Source organism: Microbacterium sp. PAMC21962, assembly GCF_019443465.1.
Classification (GTDB): domain Bacteria; phylum Actinomycetota; class Actinomycetes; order Actinomycetales; family Microbacteriaceae; genus Microbacterium; species Microbacterium hominis.
In genome coordinates, this window is record NZ_CP080381.1 from 2,125,901 (window position 1) to 2,142,361 (window position 16,461).

A 16,461-nucleotide genomic window follows, 5' to 3' on the forward strand; every position below is an offset into this window, starting at 1 on the left:
GCTCAGAACGGTGGTGGGTCGTCGGTGTGCGGCACGAATCGGACGCGTCCGGGTGGGTGGTCGTGGTAGTGGCGTCCGGTGGGTGATGTCCATTGGAGGGTGCCGTGGCCGAGGTGTAGGACCTGCCAGGCGGTGTGGTGCTTCACGGCGTGGTGGCGGCGGCACAGGTGGGCGAGGTTGTCGGGTGCTGTGGGGCCGCCGTCTGCGGCTGCGGTGGTGTGGTCGCGGTCGCAGCGGTGGGCGGGGCGGGTGCAGCCGGGGGTGCGGCAGCGCTCATCCCTCGCAGCCAGGTAGCGACGCAGCTCCGCGGACGGCCGGTACCGGTCGACGGCGACGGGGATGCCGGTGGTCGGGTCGGTGAACACGCGATCCCAGCCGGGTGCGAGCCCCGCCAGCCGGCGGGCCATCGTCGGGTCGATGGGGCCGTACCCGGTCAGGATCGCCGGGCCTCCGTCGGGGTCGCCGGCGAGGGTCAGCGCGGGCACGGTGACCTGGATCCGTGCGGTGATGGCGTCGAGGCCGGCGCCGGTCGCGGTCGTGGACGGGGTGCTCGTGAGGAGCAGGTCACTGAACACGTCCGCGCGGACCTGATCGAGCGTGCGAGCATCCGTCCCGCCGGTGGGACCGGTCCGCAGACACTCACCACCCGCATCGCCGCCGCCTACATCGCCGCCATCAGCATCGTCGTGACCACCGTCGCCGTCGGGATCACCGTCAGCCGGCTGGTCGAGGATGCCGCGGGCACGGGTCGTGAGGCTGTCGTGGATCGCCTGGGCGAGCGGGGCGGGAAGATCCGCGATCAACCGCGCCATCCCGTCGTCGAGGGGGAACAGACGCACCGACCGGGAGTCGTACGCGCGGCGGGTGGCCTCGGTGAACGCGGCGGGATCGATCGTCGCCGCGATCGCCTTCGCGGCCGCCGCCATCCGGGCCGGGGACTCCGACTGCGCGACATCCAGAGCGAGGGCCTCGAATCGGGCGCGGTCGGCCTCGGTGCGCAGCAGCCCGCCCGTGCGACCGATCGCCCACGCGTGACCGGCATCGATCCGCCCCTGCCCCCAGATCTCCAGCGTGGTCGGGAACTGCTCCCGCAGCAGGTACGCCTCCGACATCCGTCGCTGCACACCCCGATCCGACACCCGCAGCGCCATCGCGAGCTCCAACGCGACTTCCCGCAACGGCAGATCAGCCTCACCCGACCGCACCGACCGTCCCTGCTGCAGCGCCTCCTGACGCAGCAGCGCCACCCGATCCGCGACAACATCGACCGCCGCCGCGCACAGCCGCGCCTCCGCCGCCTGCGCCCGCGCCGCACGACGGCGCGCATCGACGACGCCGGACACCAGCACGTCCAACGCCGGCCACACCGATCCCGGCGATCCCGGCGCCTCCACCACAGCGCGCATGACTCCCCCACCGGCACACGCCGGAAAACACGACCCGCATCACGAAGGGGGCACGCGCGGGGCTTCTTCATCCCAGTATAGAACAAATCTTCGAATGCCGCACGCAGGAACGCGGGAGCGCGGACCTAGAGTGGAGCCGTGCGGCTCACCTACTTCGGCGGTCCGGCGTGGGATGCCGGCCCCCTGCCGGCGCGCGGACGCGGGCAGGAGGCACTTCTCTTCCGTCTCGCCGTCGACGCGGGCGCCGTCGTGTCGGTGCGGGCGCTGGCCGACGACCTCTGGTCGTTGGATGCGCCCGACGACCCGCGCGCCGCGCTGCAGTCCCTCGTCTCGAGGCTGCGCCGCGCCCTCGGGGCCGCGACGATCGCGTCGGTGTCGGGCGGCTACCGTCTCACGATCGGCCGAGACGAGATCGATCTCACACGCTTCCAGGATCTCGTGTCGGAGGCCCGGGCCGCGGGCGACCCCGCCGCGGCGGCCGCGCTCGCACGCCGAGCGATCGCCCTCTGGGTGGGCGATCCGTGGGTGCCGGACGGGTTCGACTGGGCCCTGCGCGACCTCCTCGAAGACCGCGCCCACGCGGAGCGCCTCGTCGCCGCGGACGCCGCCGCACCGGCCGCACCGGACGCCCCCGCCGCCTCCCGTGCGCCCGCCCTGCCGGCGGCGCTGACGCCGCTCATCGGCCGCGGCGACGAGCTGACGACCATCGCGGCGCAGCTGCGCGCGGAGCGGCTCGTCACCGTCATCGGCCCCGGCGGCGCCGGCAAGACCACGCTCGCCCTGGAGACGGCGCGCCGAACGCCCGACACGCTCTTCGTCGAGCTCGCCCCGGCCGCGGCGGCCGAGATCTGGGCGGCCATCGCGGCGTCCGCCGGCCGCGGCATCCGGCTCGGCGAGACCCCGCCGCGTCGCGAGGAGAGCGACCGCGACCGCGTCGTCGAGGCCCTGCGCGGCCGCGACGTGCTCGTGGTGCTCGACAACTGCGAGCACGTCAGCGCGGCCGCGGCGGCCGTCGCGCGGGATCTGCTGGCCGCCCTGCCCGCGGCGCGGATCCTCGCGACGAGCCGCGAGCCCCTGGGCGTGCCCGGCGAGGCGTTCGTCGCGCTGGGACCGCTGCCCGACACCGACGCCGTCGAGCTCTTCGAGCGGCGCGTGCGTGCCGCGCGCGGCACGCCGCCCGACGCCGCCGACGCGGAGACCACCGCGCGCATCGTCCATCGGCTCGACGGGCTCCCGCTCGCGCTCGAGCTGGCGGCGGCGAAGGCCCGCACGCTCACCCTCGCGGAGATCGACTCCGGCCTCGACGACCGGTTCGCTCTCCTGGGCTCGGGGCCCCGCGTCGCCGATCCGCGGCACCAGACCCTGCGCGCCCTGATCGACTGGAGCTGGGAGCCGCTGCCCACGGACGAGCGGACGGCGCTGACGGCGGCATCCGTCTTCGCGGACGGTGTCGGCGTGCGGGATGCCGCCGCCGTCGCCGCCGCGTTCGGAACGCGACCCGAGGCGTTCGACGCCCTCGTGGACCGCTCCCTGCTGACGCGCACGCACGGGCGGTTCCGCCTGCTGGAGACCGTTCGCGAGTACGGCCGCGAGCGTCTGCGCGCGGAGGGCCGCGAGCGCGAGGCGCAGATCGCCGCCGCGCGCGTGCTCGCGGCGCTCGGCGGCCAGCACGAGCAGCAGCTGCGCGGGCCCGGGGTGCGCGACGGGCTCGCCTGGTTCGACGAGAACGACGAGTCGCTGTCCGCCGCGATCCGGCTCACCCAGACCGACCCCGACCTCGGCGACCTCGGCCGGTCGCTCGTGCGCGCGACCGTGTGGCCGTTCTTCATGCGTGAGCGATTCGGCGAGCTGCGCGGCGCGATCGAGCGGGTCGCGCACACCGACGGCGTCCCCGAGAGCGAAGCGGCCGTCGTGCTCGACGCACTGCTGCTCATGATCCCCTCCTTCACGGTGGCGGCCTCCGCCGATCCGCTCCCTCCCGCCGAGGTGGACCGCTTCGCCCGCCGCGCCGCCGAGATCTCGACGGGCGCCGCCCGGCACCCCTCCGAGCTGTCCCTCGCCGTCGCCGCCCTCCTGCGGGCGGCGTCGCGCTCGCTCATCGAGAGCGGAGGCCGCCGCATCCGGTCGTGGAACTTCTCGGCCCACGACGAGGCCGCCGCCGATGCGCCGCCCTGGACGCACGCCTTCCTGGCCGTGCTCGACGCGGCATCCGCGCAGAACAGCGGCGACATCGCGACCCTCGAGACGGCGAGCGCCCGGGCCCTGCGGATGTTCGAAGACCTGCAGGATCCGTGGGGCCTCGCGCTGGCGAGCCAGCTGCGCTCCGAGTGGCTCGTGCTGCAGGGCCGCCTCGACGAGGCGCTCGCGGTGTCGGACGCGGCGGCGGAGGGGTTGGCGGGCCTCACCTCGATCTGGGACGTCATCCAGCAGAGTTCGCTCACCCTCGGCATCCTGGCGCGGCTCGGACGCTTCGACGAGGCCCAGCAGCGCCTGGAGGAGGTGCGACGCCTCGCCGAGCTCGACGGATCCAGTCGTGCGCTGTTCCAGTACCACTCGACGGCCGCCTCGCTCGCGATCGCCGCCGAGGATGCGGAGGCGACGCTTCGCCATCTGGAGGCCATCCCCGCCGCCGCGATCGGCGACCCGCAGCCGCAGCTGCAGGCCTGGGCGGGTGCCCGCCGCGCCCAGGGGCTGCTGCTGCTCGGACGGACGGACGAGGCGCGCGACGCCTTGCGCGAGACCCTGCCGGTCGCCTTCGCCGCCGACGATCAGCCGATCGCCGCCGACGTGGTGCTCGCGACGGCGGCGTGGCTCGCCGCGGTCGGCCGCACGGATGCCGCGCGGCGGGCGTTCGCGGCATCCGTGCGTCTGCGCGGCGGCGCCGACGTCACCGACCCCGCCTTCGCGCGGCTGCGCGCCGTGCTGGGCGATCCCGATCCGGCACTGCCGCTGCGCGACGCAGAGGACGGCGGCGAGGACGTGGATGCCCTCGCCGCCTTCCTCGACTGACCCCGCGGTCGGTCAGGCCTTGCGCATGTAGGCGCGCACCGTGAGGGGCGCGAACACCGCGACGATGACCGCAGCCCCCACCAGCGAGGTCCAGAAGTCCGTCCCGACGGTGCCCGCGTTGGCCAGGTCGCGCACCGCCGTGACCAGGTGCGAGATCGGGTTGATGCTCGCGAACCAGGCCAGCGGCGCGGGCAGCGAGTCGATCGGCACGTAGGCGTTCGACAGGAACGTCAGCGGGAACAGGATCAGCATCGAGATGCCCTGCACGCTGGAGGCGGTGCGGGCGACGACCCCGAAGAAGGCGAAGATCCAGCTGATCGCCCACGAGCAGGCGATCACCAGCAGTCCCGCCGCGACCACGGCCCCGAGGCCTCCGGCCGGACGGTAGCCCATGAGGAAGCCCACGACGAAGGTGATCGTGGTTGCGATCGCATAGCGGAGGGTGTCGGCCAGCAGGGCGCCCGACAGCGGGGCGATGCGGGCGATCGGCAACGACCGGAACCGGTCGAAGACGCCCTTGTCCATGTCCTCGCGCAGCTGCGTGCCGGTGACGACGGAGGTCGTGATGACGGTCTGGACCAGGATGCCGGGAATCAGCGCCGGCAGGTAGCTCTCGACGTTTCCGGCGATCGCCCCGCCGAAGATGTAGGCGAACATCAGCGTGAAGATGATCGGCTGCACCGTCACATCGACGAGCTGCTCGGGCGTGCGGCGGATCTTCACGAGACCGCGGTAGGCCATGGTCAGGGTGTTCTCGACCGTCTGGCGCAGGCTCGTGCGGTTCGACAGGCGACGCTCGGATGCCGGGGTGATGGGGGTCAGGGCGATCGGGGTCGGGCTGATGGTGGTCATGCGCGGACCTCCGTGGTGGCGGCGTTGGCGGTGGGGGCGTCGGCGGACGCGGGGTCGGTGGCCGCGGCATCCGCCGGTCGGCCGGTGATGGTGAGGAACACCTCGTCGAGCGTCGGCTTCTGCACGCTCATCTCGGTGAGGTGGATGCCGGCCTCGCGCAGGGTGATGAGCAGGTCGGCGACCCGGTCGGGGTCGGCCATCGGCGCCGTGATGCGCGCGGCCTCCGGCGACAGCGCGCCGCGCACGCCGAGCACCTGCGCGATCGCGCGGAGGGCGTCGTCGGTGTCGGCGGCGTCGGCGAGCCGCAGGATCAGCGAGGAGGTGCCGACCGACGCCTTGAGGTCGTCGGCGGTGCCCTCGGCCACGACCCGGCCGTGATCGATCACGGCGATCCGGTCGGCCAGCTGGTCGGCCTCGTCGAGGTACTGCGTCGTGAGCACGACGGTGGATCCCGTCGCGACGAGCTCGCGGATGGTGTCCCACATCTGTCCGCGCGTGCGCGGGTCGAGGCCCGTCGTCGGCTCGTCGAGGAAGATGAGCGGCGGCTGCGCCAGGAGGGATGCCGCGAGGTCGAGCCGGCGCCGCATGCCGCCGGAGAACTTCTTGAGCGGCCGGCGCGCGGCATCCGTCAGGGCGAAGCGCTCGAGCAGGTCGGCGGCCTTGCTCTTCGCCTCGGCGCGGGACAGGCCCAGCAGCCGGCCGAAGATCATGAGGTTCTCGGTCGCCGACAGGGTCTCGTCGACCGACGCGAACTGGCCGGTGACGCCGATGAGCTGGCGCACGACGTTCGGCTCGCGCATCACGTCGTGGCCGAAGATCTCGGCGCGGCCGCCGTCGGGACGCAGGAGCGTGGCGAGCATGTTGATGGTGGTGGTCTTGCCGGCGCCGTTGGGGCCGAGCACACCGTAGACCGTGCCGGCCTCGACCGTCAGGTCGACGCCGTCCACGGCCCGGTTGTCGCCGAAGACCTTCACGAGGCCTTCGGCGCGCACCGCGAGGGTGGGTGTGGAAGTGGAGGAAGTGGTCATGTCATCCACTGTGCGCCGGAGGCGCTGCCGCCCCGCTGTCACGAGCAGGATGCCGCTGTCACGGCGCTGTCACGGTGCGTCTGCGGGTGACACACTCGATGTATGAGCCTGCACATCACCGACGACCCGGCCGCCGACACCCTGCTCACCGACAACCCGCTCGCGCTGCTGATCGGCATGCTGCTCGACCAGCAGGTGGCGATGGAGACGGCGTTCAGCGGCCCGTTGAAGATCGAGGAGCGCATCGGTGCCGTGGATGCCGCCACCATCGCCGGCTACGACCCCGACGCGCTCGTCGCCGCCTTCCAGCAGTCGCCGGCGGTGCACCGCTACCCCGGGTCGATGGCGGGTCGGGTGCAGACCCTCTGCCGCACCCTCGAGCAGGACTGGGGCGGGGATGCCGCGGCGCTGTGGACCGAGGGCGACCCCGACGGCCCCACCGTGCTGAAGCGGCTGAAGGCGCTGCCGGGCTTCGGCGAGCAGAAGGCCAAGATCTTCCTCGCCCTGCTCGGCAAGCAGTACGGCTTCACGGGCGCCGGATGGCGCGAGGCGGCCGGAGCCTACGGCGAGGAGGGGTCGTACCGGTCGGTCGCGGACATCGTCTCGCCCGACTCGCTCGCCAAGGTCCGCGAGTTCAAGAAGGCGGCGAAGGCCGCGGCGAAGCGCTGAGGCGTCGCGGCCGGGAGGAAGAACCCCGGCCGTTGAGCGAGCGCAGCGAGTCGAAACGCCCCGACCCCCGACGTCAGCCCTGACGGACCCCCGGCCGTTGAGCGAGCGCAGCGAGTCGAAACGCCCCCAGCGCACCGGCTCAGCCCTGCACGAACAGATACCCGCGCTCGTCGTCGAAACCGCCGATGACGAGGCCGCGGCTGTAGTGGCCGAGCATCTCGTCGCGCACGCGCAGTCGCCACGCGGCCGCCTCGGTCGGGTCGGTGCGCCGCAGCGCCTCGATGTCATCGGGGATCTGCACCGTCGCCACGACGTCCGCGGCATCCGGCTCGCGCACTGGAGCGGAGGCGAGCGCCCACGCCACCAGCAGGCGGTCGCTGTCGACGCCCTGGCCGCGCTGGTCGAGCTCGGCGCCGTCGTAGGCCGAGCCGTACTGGTCGACGAGGTACTGCACGAACCGCACGCCGATCGTCTTGGCGTTGAAGTGGGCGTTGCGGCGCACGAGCGGGTCGAACGTCCAGGTGACGGTGCCGATGTCGCGGGCGATGGCCCACTGGCGCTGCTGCTGCTTGAGGAGGCGTCCGAACCCGCGGCGCTGGTACTCCGGCAGCACGCCGGTCACGTGCGAGTGCATCGCGTGCTGCTCGGGCGGCGAGAAGAACGCGACGGATGCCCCGACGATGCGATCACCGTCGTAGAGACCCACCACGTAGTTGCCCGAGTACTGCAGCGCCCGCATGAGCGGCGCCGGCAGCGGATCGCGCCCACCCCAGATCTCGACGAGGATGCGATGCGCGGCGAAGATCTCGTCGAGCGTGTCGAGATCGCGGATGCTGAGCGTGGACTCGGATGCGCCGGATGCCATGCCTCCACGGTAGCCGTTCGACGGCGACCGTCGCGGCGGCGATCAGTGGATGCCGCGGCTCAGGCGCCGCGCAGGCGCTCGCCGAGGTAGCCCACGAGCGCGTCGAGGGCGATGCGCTCCTGCGCCATGGTGTCGCGATCGCGCACGGTGACGGCCTGGTCGTCGAGCGAGTCGAAGTCGACCGTCACGCAGAACGGCGTGCCGATCTCGTCCTGCCGGCGGTAGCGCCGACCGATGGCCCCGGCGTCGTCGAAGTCGACGTTCCAGCCCTGCGCGCGCAGGTCGTCGGCCACCTGGCGCGCCAGCGGCGAGAGACGCTCGTTGCGCGAGAGGGGCAGCACGGCGACCTTCACGGGAGCCAGGCGCGGGTCGAGCGCGAGCACCGTGCGGGTGTCGGTGCCGCCCTTGGCGTTGGGCACCTCCTCCTCGCGGTACGCGTCGACCAAGAACGCCATCATCGCGCGGGTGAGACCGAACGAGGGCTCGATGACGTAGGGCGTGTACTTCTCACCCGAGGCCTGGTCGAAGAAGGTGAGCGACTGGCCGGACGCCTCGGAGTGGCTCTTGAGGTCGTAGTCGGTGCGGTTGGCGACACCCATGAGCTCGCCCCACTCCTTGCCCGGGAACCCGAAGCGGTACTCGACGTCGATGGTGCCGGCGGAGTAGTGCGCGCGGTCCTCCTCGGGCACGTCGAACCGCTTCATGTTGGCGGGGTCGACACCGAGGTCGACGAACCAGTTCCAGCACGCCTCCACCCAGTGCTCGAACCACTGGTGCGCCTCGGCGGGCGGCGTGAAGTACTCGATCTCCATCTGCTCGAACTCGCGCGTGCGGAAGATGAAGTTGCCGGGGGTGATCTCGTTGCGGAAGGCCTTGCCGACCTGGCCCACGCCGAACGGCGGCTTGCGACGCGACGCCGTCAGCACGTTCGAGAAGTTGACGAAGATGCCCTGCGCCGTCTCGGGACGCAGGAAGTACAGGCCCGACTCGTCGTCGACGACACCCAGGTAGGTCTTGACGAGGCCGGAGAACGCCTTCGGCTCGGTGTACTGGCCCTTGGTGCCGCAGTTGGGGCAGGGGATGTCGGCGAGACCGTTCTCGGCGGGGCGGCCCTTGCGCGCCTCGAAGTCCTCGATGAGGTTGTCGGCGCGGAAGCGCTTGTGGCAGTGGAGGCACTCGACCAGCGGGTCGGTGAACGTGGCGACGTGGCCGGAGGCCTCCCAGACGCGCTTGGGGAGGATGATGCTCGAGTCGAGCCCGACCATGTCGGCGCGGCCGCGCACGAACGTCTGCCACCACTGACGGCGGATGTTCTCCTTGAGCTCCGTGCCGAGGGGGCCGTAGTCCCACGCCGACCGCGATCCGCCGTAGATCTCGCCGGCCTGGAAGACGAAACCGCGATGACGGGCGAGGGCGATGACTTTGTCGAGGCGGGACTGCTCGGCCACAGGTGGCTCCAAATGGTCGTGTCGCGAATGCGAAAAGGGTGTGGATGCCGAGAGCTCCGGCATCCGTCGAGTCTAGTCTTCCGCCGCAGCGGCTTCCCGGCCCACCCGTCCAGACGGCTGCGGGCGCGGCACCGTCATGGATTCGGATCTCGCCGACGGATGCGGATGCCGCGCGCGGCGGCATCCGCATCCGTTCACAACTTCCGATTCTGTTGGTTCGGTCGCTACCGCTTCGGCTTGCGGACGAAGAGCGTCTCGCTCTGCTCGAGGGCCATGCCCTTCGTCTCCGGGATCTTCCAGAGGACGAAGACGAAGGACAGCGCCGCGAAGACCGCGTACATGCCGTACGTGAACGGGAGCGAGAACGCCGCGAGCTGCGGGAACGTCCACGAGACGAGGAAGTTGGCGATCCACTGCGCCCCGGCCGCGACGCCGAGCGCCTTCCCGCGGATGCGGCTGGGGAAGATCTCGCCGAGCAGCACCCACACGATCGGGCCCCAGGAGGCGCCGAATCCGACGACGAACAGGTTCGCCGCCACCAGGGCGATCGGCCCCCACGCCCCGGGCAGCGTGACCTCGCCGTCCACCGTCTGGGCGAACGCGAAGGCGAGCGCCATCGTGCCCAGGGAGAGCGCCATCAGGAGCGAGCCGGTCATCAGGATGGGCTTGCGGCCGATGCGGTCGACCAGGAAGATCGCGATCAGCGTGACGAGCACATTGGTCACGGACGTGAACACGCTGATTAGCAGCGAGTTGCTCTCATCGAAGCCGACGGCCCGCCAGAGCGTCGTCGAGTAGTAGAAGATCACGTTGATGCCGACCAGCTGCTGGAACGCCGACAGGATGATGCCGATCCACACGACGGGCTGAAGGCCGAGTGCCGAACCCCGGAGGGAGGCGGTCCGGTTCTTGCGATCGTCCTCGATGCCGCTGATCAGCTCGTTCATCGTCTTGTCGAGGTCGGCCGCCGGGACGAGACGCTCGAAGATCGCCCGTGCCTCGTCGTTGCGCCCCTTGGCGAGCAGGAAACGCGGAGACTCCGGCATCGTCAGGGAGAGGATGCCGTAGACCGCGGCCGGGATGACGCCGATGAGGAACATCCAGCGCCAGGCCTCCAGCCCCCACCAGAGCACGTTGTCGGCGCTGCCGGCGGCGCCGGCCAGCACCGCGTTGCTCAGCAGGGCGGTGAAGATTCCGAGCGTGATCGCGAGCTGCTGCAGCGAGGCGAGGCTGCCGCGCACCTGGCGCGGCGCGACCTCCGCGATGTAGGCGGGGGCGACGACCGAGGCGATGCCGATCCCGATGCCGCCGAGCACGCGCCAGACGATGAGATCGGGGACGCTGAAGGTCAAGGCCGACCCGATCGAGCTGGCGAGGAACATCGCCGAGCCGAGCAGCATGACCCGAAGGCGCCCCCAGCGGTCGGACAGCGCGCCGGCGATGACCGCTCCCAGCGCACAGCCGAGAAGGGCGACGGCGACGACGAATCCGGTGAGGAGCGCGTCCTTCGTGTACGTGGACTCGATGGAGGAGACGGCGCCGTTGATGACGGAGGAGTCGAAGCCGAAGAGGAACCCGCCGACCGCGGCGGCGACCGACAGCGCGGCGGCCCGTCGCCCGTAGGGGCTCCTCATCGAGAACGTTCCGGCGGGGAGGGAGTCGGTCGTGGTCACTCGGAAAACGATAGCTCCGCGCCGAGGGGTGCGGGCGGTCCTCCGCTCCGTCGGCACCCCGCGGGATCCTCTGCGGTCACCCCGCACGGGATGACAGGTATCGCGAGACACTGCTCACCGTGCTGCGGCGCGGACTCGCTCGTAGTTCCTCAACGCGACGAGTGGGACAACGTCAACCAGAGTCGGCGCCACGGCCCGCACCTGAGGAAGCAGCACCGCTGCTCGCGAAGGCTGAATACCGACCACCCGAACGAACTGCACACGGAGAGTGTTCCGGTTGGCGAAGCCGGATAGTCCGGCGAGTTCACCGAGATCCCGCACGGCGGCTGACGTCATAAGGCGCATCGCAGTGCTGACGCGGTACGCGGCCAGTACGCGGCTCACGGAGGCGCCTCCTTCGAATGCACGGTCGAGCTGCCGCCTCGAAACCCACAATCGGTCTGCAATTCGAGAGGCATTCAAGTCGGGGTCTTTGTGCTCGGTCAGGATGATGCACCACGCTTGGAATCGAATCTCTCCAAGCGTCGGTCGCATCAATCCCTCCCCCTCCCGCACTGCGCATCGCCGTACATATATCGACCTTGCCAGCCCAACCCTTGACCGCACCTGAGAGGCAGGCCTCTGTCTCAAATTCGAGCAGCCCTGCACGCGTCCGCGCCCAGAGAGCGCATTCCTGTTCCGCCCGAGCAAATGCCCCGAGTAGAGAGGTGTCATGGTTCACCATCGAAAGGGAATGAACGCAATGGAGCTTCAGAATTCGAGCAGCGAGCCTGCCACCGAAGCTCGCCTACGGCGGTCAAGCGCTGGCGAGCAACGTCGACCCCGGCGGTTGCCTGCTGGGCATCGCCAGCACGGCGATCTTCATCCTCTGGCCTTCGAGCGGATGGACGCAGTGGGCTGTTTCAGGATTGGTAGCGGGGCTCAGCTTGAAGCCCTGCTACGCGGTCTAGAGCCGACGCAGCCGACGTCCCGGTAGGTCCTCCGTGACTCTCACCGCGAAGTCGGCCGCGGCCGCGCCACAAGGCTCGTCCCAGCGACCACGAGGAAGACCACCAACGCGAGCCCCCACGCCATCCACCCCTCGTTCGCACTCCCGCGTACCACTATCGCAGCAACGGCGAACGCACCGAGGGTGACGATCGCCGCGACTGACGCGTAAATCATCAGGGCAGTGCGCTGCTGACGCGTCATCGTGACGGGACTTCTGCGCGAGGCGAATCGAGTGACAATGGTGATGGCGACAACGGTCAGTACGAGAGGAATAGTGGGCCACGTCGGCTGCGGGGTGAATGTGAACGCGAGGAGTCCCGCCGCGAGGATCAGCCCCGAGAGAATGTTGGCCCAGACCGGCATAATTGTGAAGCTGCTACGGAGCTTGCCTTCGCTGGTCGACATTGATCCTCCGTCGATGGTGGTTCCTGCATTACAGCGCGAGCCGACTCTCCTGTCAACGCGGTTGATCGAGTCCGAGACGCCGACGATCGGCTTTCGCTGAATCAGAGCGACGTGGGGCGACGAGCTGGTCGCACTCTGCGGCGATCAGCTCACGAAGGAGATGGCCACCGGGTAGGTGTACCACTCGCCCTTGTTCGCCTTCACGGCGGCGATGATCGAGAAGACGATGCGCACGACGTAGACGAGGGGGACGACGAGGAAGCCGATCAGCACGATCATCAGCACGTAGCCGACGACCTCGGCGATGAGCAGGGTGAGCTGGAAGTTGAGCGCGGTCGCGGTGTGCGCGCGCACGAACGGGCCGCGGTCTTTCAGCACGAGGTAGCCGATGAGCGCCGGAAGGAATCCGAAGAGGGCCCCGCCGACGTGCACGAGGGTCGCCCACATCTTCTCGTCGGACGGGTTCATCGGCTGCGGGCCGGGCTGCGGATACGGCGGAGTGGTCATGCGACCAGCGTAGAGGTCTGGACACGCCGGGTCCGAGGGGGTTATCCCGAGATCTGGGCGTTCCTCGGCATCCGGGGGCATCGTTCGATACGGTCGAAGGACATCGGCAACGCAAAGGAAAGTGGGTTCGTAACGTGGAGATTCTTGCCGCTGGGGGAACGCTCGTGATCGTCGGCATCGCCGTGGTCGCCGCGATCGTCCTCCTCATCTTCTTGCTCATCATGGTCCGCGCCTGGTACAAGGTCGCCAAGGCCGACCAGGCCCTGGTCATCGTCGGCAAGAACCAGAAGAACGCCAGCGGCGAGTCGTCGCGCATCTCGGTGATCACCGGGGGCGGCGCCCTCGTCAACCCGCTGACGCAGCGCGCCGAGATGATCTCGCTGCGCGCACGTCAGATCAAGATGGAGCCGACGGCGCAGGCCTCCAACGGCGTGACCGTCAACGTCTCGGGCGTCGCGCTGGTGAAGATCGGTTCGGATCCCGAGTTCGTCCGCCGTGCGGCCGAACGCTTCCTCTCGCAGGACGGCGCGATCGAGCAGTTCACCACCGAGCAGTTGGAGGGCGCGCTGCGCGGCGTCGTCGCGACCCTCACGGTCGAGCAGCTCATGAAGGACCGCCAGAAGCTCTCCGATCAGATCGCCGAGGGCATCAAGAGCGACCTGCTCGCCCAGGGGCTCATCCTCGACTCGTTCCAGATCCAGGGCGTCACCGACAAGAACGGCTACATCGACGCCCTCGGTGCCACCGAGGTCGAGCGCGTCCGCCGCGAGGCCGAGGTCGCCCGCATCAACGCCGCGCGGGAGGTGCGCGCCCGCCAGATCGCGACCGACGAGGCCAACCTCGTCGAGCAGACCGCGTTCGACAAGAACTCCGCCGCGGCGGCCGCCGAGGTCGGTCGGGCTCGCGCCGAGGCCGAGCAGGCCGAGGCCCTCGCCCGGGCCGAGCGCGAGCAGGCGGTGCTGCTGCAGGGTGCCGAGAACAAGCAGGCGCAGCTCGACGCCGACATCAAGAAGGTCGCCGATGCAGACCTCTACCAGCGCCAGCGCGCCGCGGATGCCGCGGCGTACGGCGAAGTGAAGGCCGCCGAGGCGCGGGCGCAGATCGCGGCGCAGGAGGCGGAGGCCACGCGCCTGCGCGCTCAGGCCGAGGCCGACGCGGTGCGCCTCGTCGGCGAGGCGCGGGCGTCCGCGATCGAGGCGGAGGCCGAAGCCCTCTCGAAGAACCAGGAGGCGTTGCTCGCACAGCGCGCCCTCGAGGCGCTCGTGCCGATGATGACCGAGTTCGCGCGCGGCTTCGACAAGGTCGGCTCGATCACGGTGCTCGGCGGCGAGGGCGCCTCCAGCCACATGGCGGCGGAGTCGGCCTCGAGCATGCGGGCGAGCTTCGACGCGATCCAGGCGGCCACCGGCATCGACCTGCGTCAGGTGATCCAGGGGCAGGCGACGGGTCGGGGGATGGCCCAGGGCCTGCGCGAGGAGCAGGCATCGCGCACGGATGCCGCGGCATCCGCCGAGGTCCCCACCCCCTGATCGGAGATGAAGCGAGGCGCGGGCGCCGGTCGTTCAGTGACCGGCGCCGTCGCCGTCGCCTTCTCCGCACCAGGCGGTGACCCACGCCAGCAGCTCCCCCTTGAGGGCAGGGCCGGCGGCGAGGGCGAACTGGCCGGGTTCGCCGTCGACCACGACGTCGACGACGAAGACGGTGCCGCGCTTGTCCTCCTGCACGGCGTGGGGGTCGCAGCGCGCCGGCACGAGCGGCAGCGCGATGGTCGTCGGGTCAGGGTGGCCGTCGGCGAGATCGATGTCCAGCGCGTACACGCCTCCCGTGGCGGCGGGAAACGTCAGCAGGTTCGTCTCGCGGATGCCGGTGAGCTCGACGTCGGCGGTGCCGCCGCGCGGGACGATCGACACCGACAGCGTCGCGGGCGCTCCCGGGGCCGACGGGGCGAACGCGGTGAGGTCGACGTCGGCGACCTGGCGCACGTGCTGCTCGACGCAGTCGCGCCGGTGGAGCGCGGCGAGGAACGGGAACAGCTCCGGCGCCGGCGCGCTCGCCCGGCCCGCCCGTCCGTCGATCACGTAGTCGAACGTCACGGTGCTCGCGGCATCCTGCGGGGCGTCGCACACCGCGCCCGGCAACTGCACGCGGACGTCGACCGTCGACCCCGGACCCAACGGAGAGACCCTGTCGACGATGCGCGTGGCGGGCGCCGCGAACCGGGGATCGTCGAGTCGGACCGCACCCACCTCGATCGCGACGTCGCCGTGGTTCTCGATCCGCACCTCGGCCTGCCGGTCGGCGACATCGGACCGCTGCTGGGTGACGACCACCGCGACCCCCGCCGGTGGCGGCCCCGGGCTGACGACCGGCGCCGCGTCGACGGCGCACCCCGCGAGCAGCGCCGTCGCGATCACGGCCGCGGCGACGGCCGACCGGTGCCGCACGCGGTTCACCGCCGCAGTTCCACCCGCGCGACCGTCGCATCGTCGAGGGCGACGGGATCGATCTCCACGCCGATGCCCGGCGCGGTCGGCACGCGCACGTACCCGTCTTCCAGCACGATCGGGTCGCGCACGATGTCGCGCGCGTAGAAGCGGGAGGATGCCGAGACGTCGCCCGGCAGGGTGAAACCGGGCAGCGCCGCGAGGGCCGCGTTCGCCGCACGGCCGATGCCGGTCTCGAGCATGCCGCCGCACCACACCGGGACGCCCGCCTCTCGACACAGGTCGTGGACGCGGACCGCTTCGAGATAGCCGCCGACGCGTCCGGCCTTGATGTTGATGATGGCGGCGGCGCGCAGGGCGAGCGCGTCGCGCGCGGCCTTGGCCGACACGATCGACTCGTCCAGGCAGAGGGGCGTGCGCAGCCGTGCCGCCAGCGCGGCGTGGTCGACGATGTCGTCCTCCTGCAGCGGCTGTTCGATCAGCAGCAGGTCGAACCGGTCGAGCTCGGCGAGGGTGTCGGCATCGGCGAGCGTGTAGGCCGAGTTCGCATCCACCTGCAGCGCGATGGCGCCGAAGGCGTCCCGCACGGCGGCGGTGTCGGCGACGTCGCGGCCGGGCTTGATCTTGATCTTGATCCGTACGTAGCCCTCGTCGAGGTAGCCGGCCACGACATCGACGAGCGCGGCCGGGTCGCGCTGGATGCCGACCGACACCCCGCTCGGCACGCGGTCGACCGTGGCGCCGAGGTACTCGCCCAGCGGGCGCCCCTCGGCGCGGAGGGCCGCATCCAGGACGGCGAGCTCCAGGCCGGCCTTCACCATGCGGTGGCCCACGAAGGGCTCCAGCACGGCCGACACGTCCTCGGGCGAAAGGCCGCCGGAGGCGGAGGACCCGGCATCCAGCAGCGCCGGCACGAGGAAGCGCTGAGCCACGTCCCACGCGCCCTGCGTGTACTCGCTGGAGTACAGCGGCGCCTGCTGGGTGACGATCTCGCCCCACCCGTCGCCGCCGGCCGTGCGGGCGCGCACGACGATCGCCTCCCGCACGGTCTCGGTGCCGAACGACGTCGTGAAGGGCGAGACCAGCGGCAGGTGCACGACGCGCAGCTCGACGGCGTCGAGGCGCACGGGTGCGGCGGGGCGGGCGATCGGCATGCGCTCAGGCT

14 protein-coding genes and 1 pseudogene are annotated in these 16,461 nt (G+C 71.1%); 3 read left to right on the plus strand and 12 right to left on the minus strand.

Translation table 11 applies throughout. The annotated features are described in order from the left end of the window. Positions 1-2: 2 nt before the first annotated feature. Entirely contained in the window at positions 3-1,406 is a 1,404-nt protein-coding gene (locus tag KY498_RS10200; RefSeq protein ID WP_191009448.1) for an HNH endonuclease signature motif containing protein, read from the minus strand. Between the two features lie 138 nt (positions 1,407-1,544). Here KY498_RS10200 and KY498_RS10205 point away from each other — a divergent pair, with 138 nt between their 5' ends. Further along, positions 1,545-4,415: an AAA family ATPase gene (locus KY498_RS10205; RefSeq protein WP_191009447.1), complete on the plus strand. Its 2,871-nt coding sequence runs from the start codon at positions 1,545-1,547 to the stop codon at positions 4,413-4,415. Between the two features lie 12 nt (positions 4,416-4,427). On the opposite strand, the gene KY498_RS10210 is transcribed toward KY498_RS10205, so the two are convergent. Both KY498_RS10210 and KY498_RS10215 read right to left on the minus strand, forming a co-directional pair. After that, complete coding sequence (locus tag KY498_RS10210) at positions 4,428-5,267, minus strand: ABC transporter permease (RefSeq protein WP_219879370.1); 840 nt, start codon at positions 5,265-5,267, stop codon at positions 4,428-4,430. Continuing rightward, positions 5,264-6,295: an ATP-binding cassette domain-containing protein gene (locus tag KY498_RS10215; RefSeq protein WP_198553666.1), complete on the minus strand. Its 1,032-nt coding sequence runs from the start codon at positions 6,293-6,295 to the stop codon at positions 5,264-5,266. The genes KY498_RS10210 and KY498_RS10215 overlap by 4 nt, the downstream gene beginning before the upstream one ends. Before the next feature lie 102 nt (positions 6,296-6,397). Between KY498_RS10215 and KY498_RS10220 the strand changes: the two genes are divergently transcribed. Further along, the gene (locus KY498_RS10220; RefSeq protein ID WP_191009445.1) at positions 6,398-6,964 is read left to right on the plus strand and encodes an HhH-GPD-type base excision DNA repair protein; all 567 of its coding nucleotides are present in this window, start codon (positions 6,398-6,400) and stop codon (positions 6,962-6,964) included. A gap of 139 nt (positions 6,965-7,103) precedes the next feature. Here the strand turns inward: KY498_RS10220 and KY498_RS10225 are convergent, their stop codons facing one another. From KY498_RS10225 to KY498_RS10250, 7 genes and pseudogenes are all read right to left on the minus strand, one after another. Next, positions 7,104-7,829: a GNAT family N-acetyltransferase gene (locus tag KY498_RS10225; protein ID WP_060959664.1), complete on the minus strand. Its 726-nt coding sequence runs from the start codon at positions 7,827-7,829 to the stop codon at positions 7,104-7,106. A gap of 59 nt (positions 7,830-7,888) precedes the next feature. After that, positions 7,889-9,277 (minus strand): glycine--tRNA ligase, encoded by a 1,389-nt coding sequence (locus KY498_RS10230; protein ID WP_101305402.1) that lies wholly within the window; start codon positions 9,275-9,277, stop codon positions 7,889-7,891. A gap of 224 nt (positions 9,278-9,501) precedes the next feature. Further along, positions 9,502-10,911, minus strand: coding sequence for a sugar porter family MFS transporter (locus KY498_RS10235; protein WP_375140958.1), 1,410 nt, complete (start codon positions 10,909-10,911; stop codon positions 9,502-9,504). 211 nt (positions 10,912-11,122) lie between these two features. After that, entirely contained in the window at positions 11,123-11,242 is a 120-nt protein-coding gene (locus KY498_RS16635) for a hypothetical protein (protein ID WP_223849013.1), read from the minus strand. Beyond that, positions 11,233-11,664: pseudogene (locus tag KY498_RS16640) on the minus strand (hypothetical protein); the annotation flags it as partial. The pseudogene KY498_RS16640 and the gene KY498_RS16635, both read right to left, overlap by 10 nt. Before the next feature lie 276 nt (positions 11,665-11,940). After that, a complete protein-coding gene (locus KY498_RS10245) occupies positions 11,941-12,345 on the minus strand; it encodes a hypothetical protein (protein WP_191009443.1) in 405 nt (134 codons plus the stop codon). A 144-nt stretch (positions 12,346-12,489) separates the two neighbouring features. Further along, positions 12,490-12,852, minus strand: coding sequence for a DUF4870 domain-containing protein (locus KY498_RS10250; RefSeq protein ID WP_223848805.1), 363 nt, complete (start codon positions 12,850-12,852; stop codon positions 12,490-12,492). A 164-nt stretch (positions 12,853-13,016) separates the two neighbouring features. Here KY498_RS10250 and KY498_RS10255 point away from each other — a divergent pair, with 164 nt between their 5' ends. Next, positions 13,017-14,381 (plus strand): flotillin family protein, encoded by a 1,365-nt coding sequence (locus KY498_RS10255; protein ID WP_101305398.1) that lies wholly within the window; start codon positions 13,017-13,019, stop codon positions 14,379-14,381. Between the two features lie 33 nt (positions 14,382-14,414). Here KY498_RS10255 and KY498_RS10260 read toward each other — a convergent pair whose 3' ends face one another. Together KY498_RS10260 and menC are read right to left on the minus strand one after the other, a co-directional pair. After that, the gene (locus tag KY498_RS10260; RefSeq protein ID WP_191009442.1) at positions 14,415-15,305 is read right to left on the minus strand and encodes a hypothetical protein; all 891 of its coding nucleotides are present in this window, start codon (positions 15,303-15,305) and stop codon (positions 14,415-14,417) included. Then, complete coding sequence (gene menC / locus KY498_RS10265; protein WP_061782215.1) at positions 15,302-16,450, minus strand: o-succinylbenzoate synthase; 1,149 nt, start codon at positions 16,448-16,450, stop codon at positions 15,302-15,304. Before menC ends, KY498_RS10260 begins: the two co-directional genes overlap by 4 nt. Between the last annotated feature and the right edge of the window lie 11 nt (positions 16,451-16,461).

Excerpts from the sequence above, each read along its gene's own strand:
- KY498_RS10200 (WP_191009448.1), bottom strand. The coding sequence starts at position 1,406 with ATGCGCGCTGTGGTGGAGGCGCCGGGATCGCCGGGATCGGTGTGGCCG.
- KY498_RS10210 (WP_219879370.1), bottom strand. The coding sequence starts at position 5,267 with ATGACCACCATCAGCCCGACCCCGATCGCCCTGACCCCCATCACCCCG.
- KY498_RS10215 (WP_198553666.1), bottom strand. The coding sequence starts at position 6,295 with ATGACCACTTCCTCCACTTCCACACCCACCCTCGCGGTGCGCGCCGAA.
- KY498_RS10220 (WP_191009445.1), top strand. The coding sequence starts at position 6,398 with ATGAGCCTGCACATCACCGACGACCCGGCCGCCGACACCCTGCTCACC.
- KY498_RS10225 (WP_060959664.1), bottom strand. The coding sequence starts at position 7,829 with ATGGCATCCGGCGCATCCGAGTCCACGCTCAGCATCCGCGATCTCGAC.
- KY498_RS10235 (WP_375140958.1), bottom strand. The coding sequence starts at position 10,911 with ATGAGGAGCCCCTACGGGCGACGGGCCGCCGCGCTGTCGGTCGCCGCC.
- KY498_RS10245 (WP_191009443.1), bottom strand. The coding sequence starts at position 12,345 with ATGTCGACCAGCGAAGGCAAGCTCCGTAGCAGCTTCACAATTATGCCG.
- KY498_RS10250 (WP_223848805.1), bottom strand. The coding sequence starts at position 12,852 with ATGACCACTCCGCCGTATCCGCAGCCCGGCCCGCAGCCGATGAACCCG.
- menC (WP_061782215.1), bottom strand. The coding sequence starts at position 16,450 with ATGCCGATCGCCCGCCCCGCCGCACCCGTGCGCCTCGACGCCGTCGAG.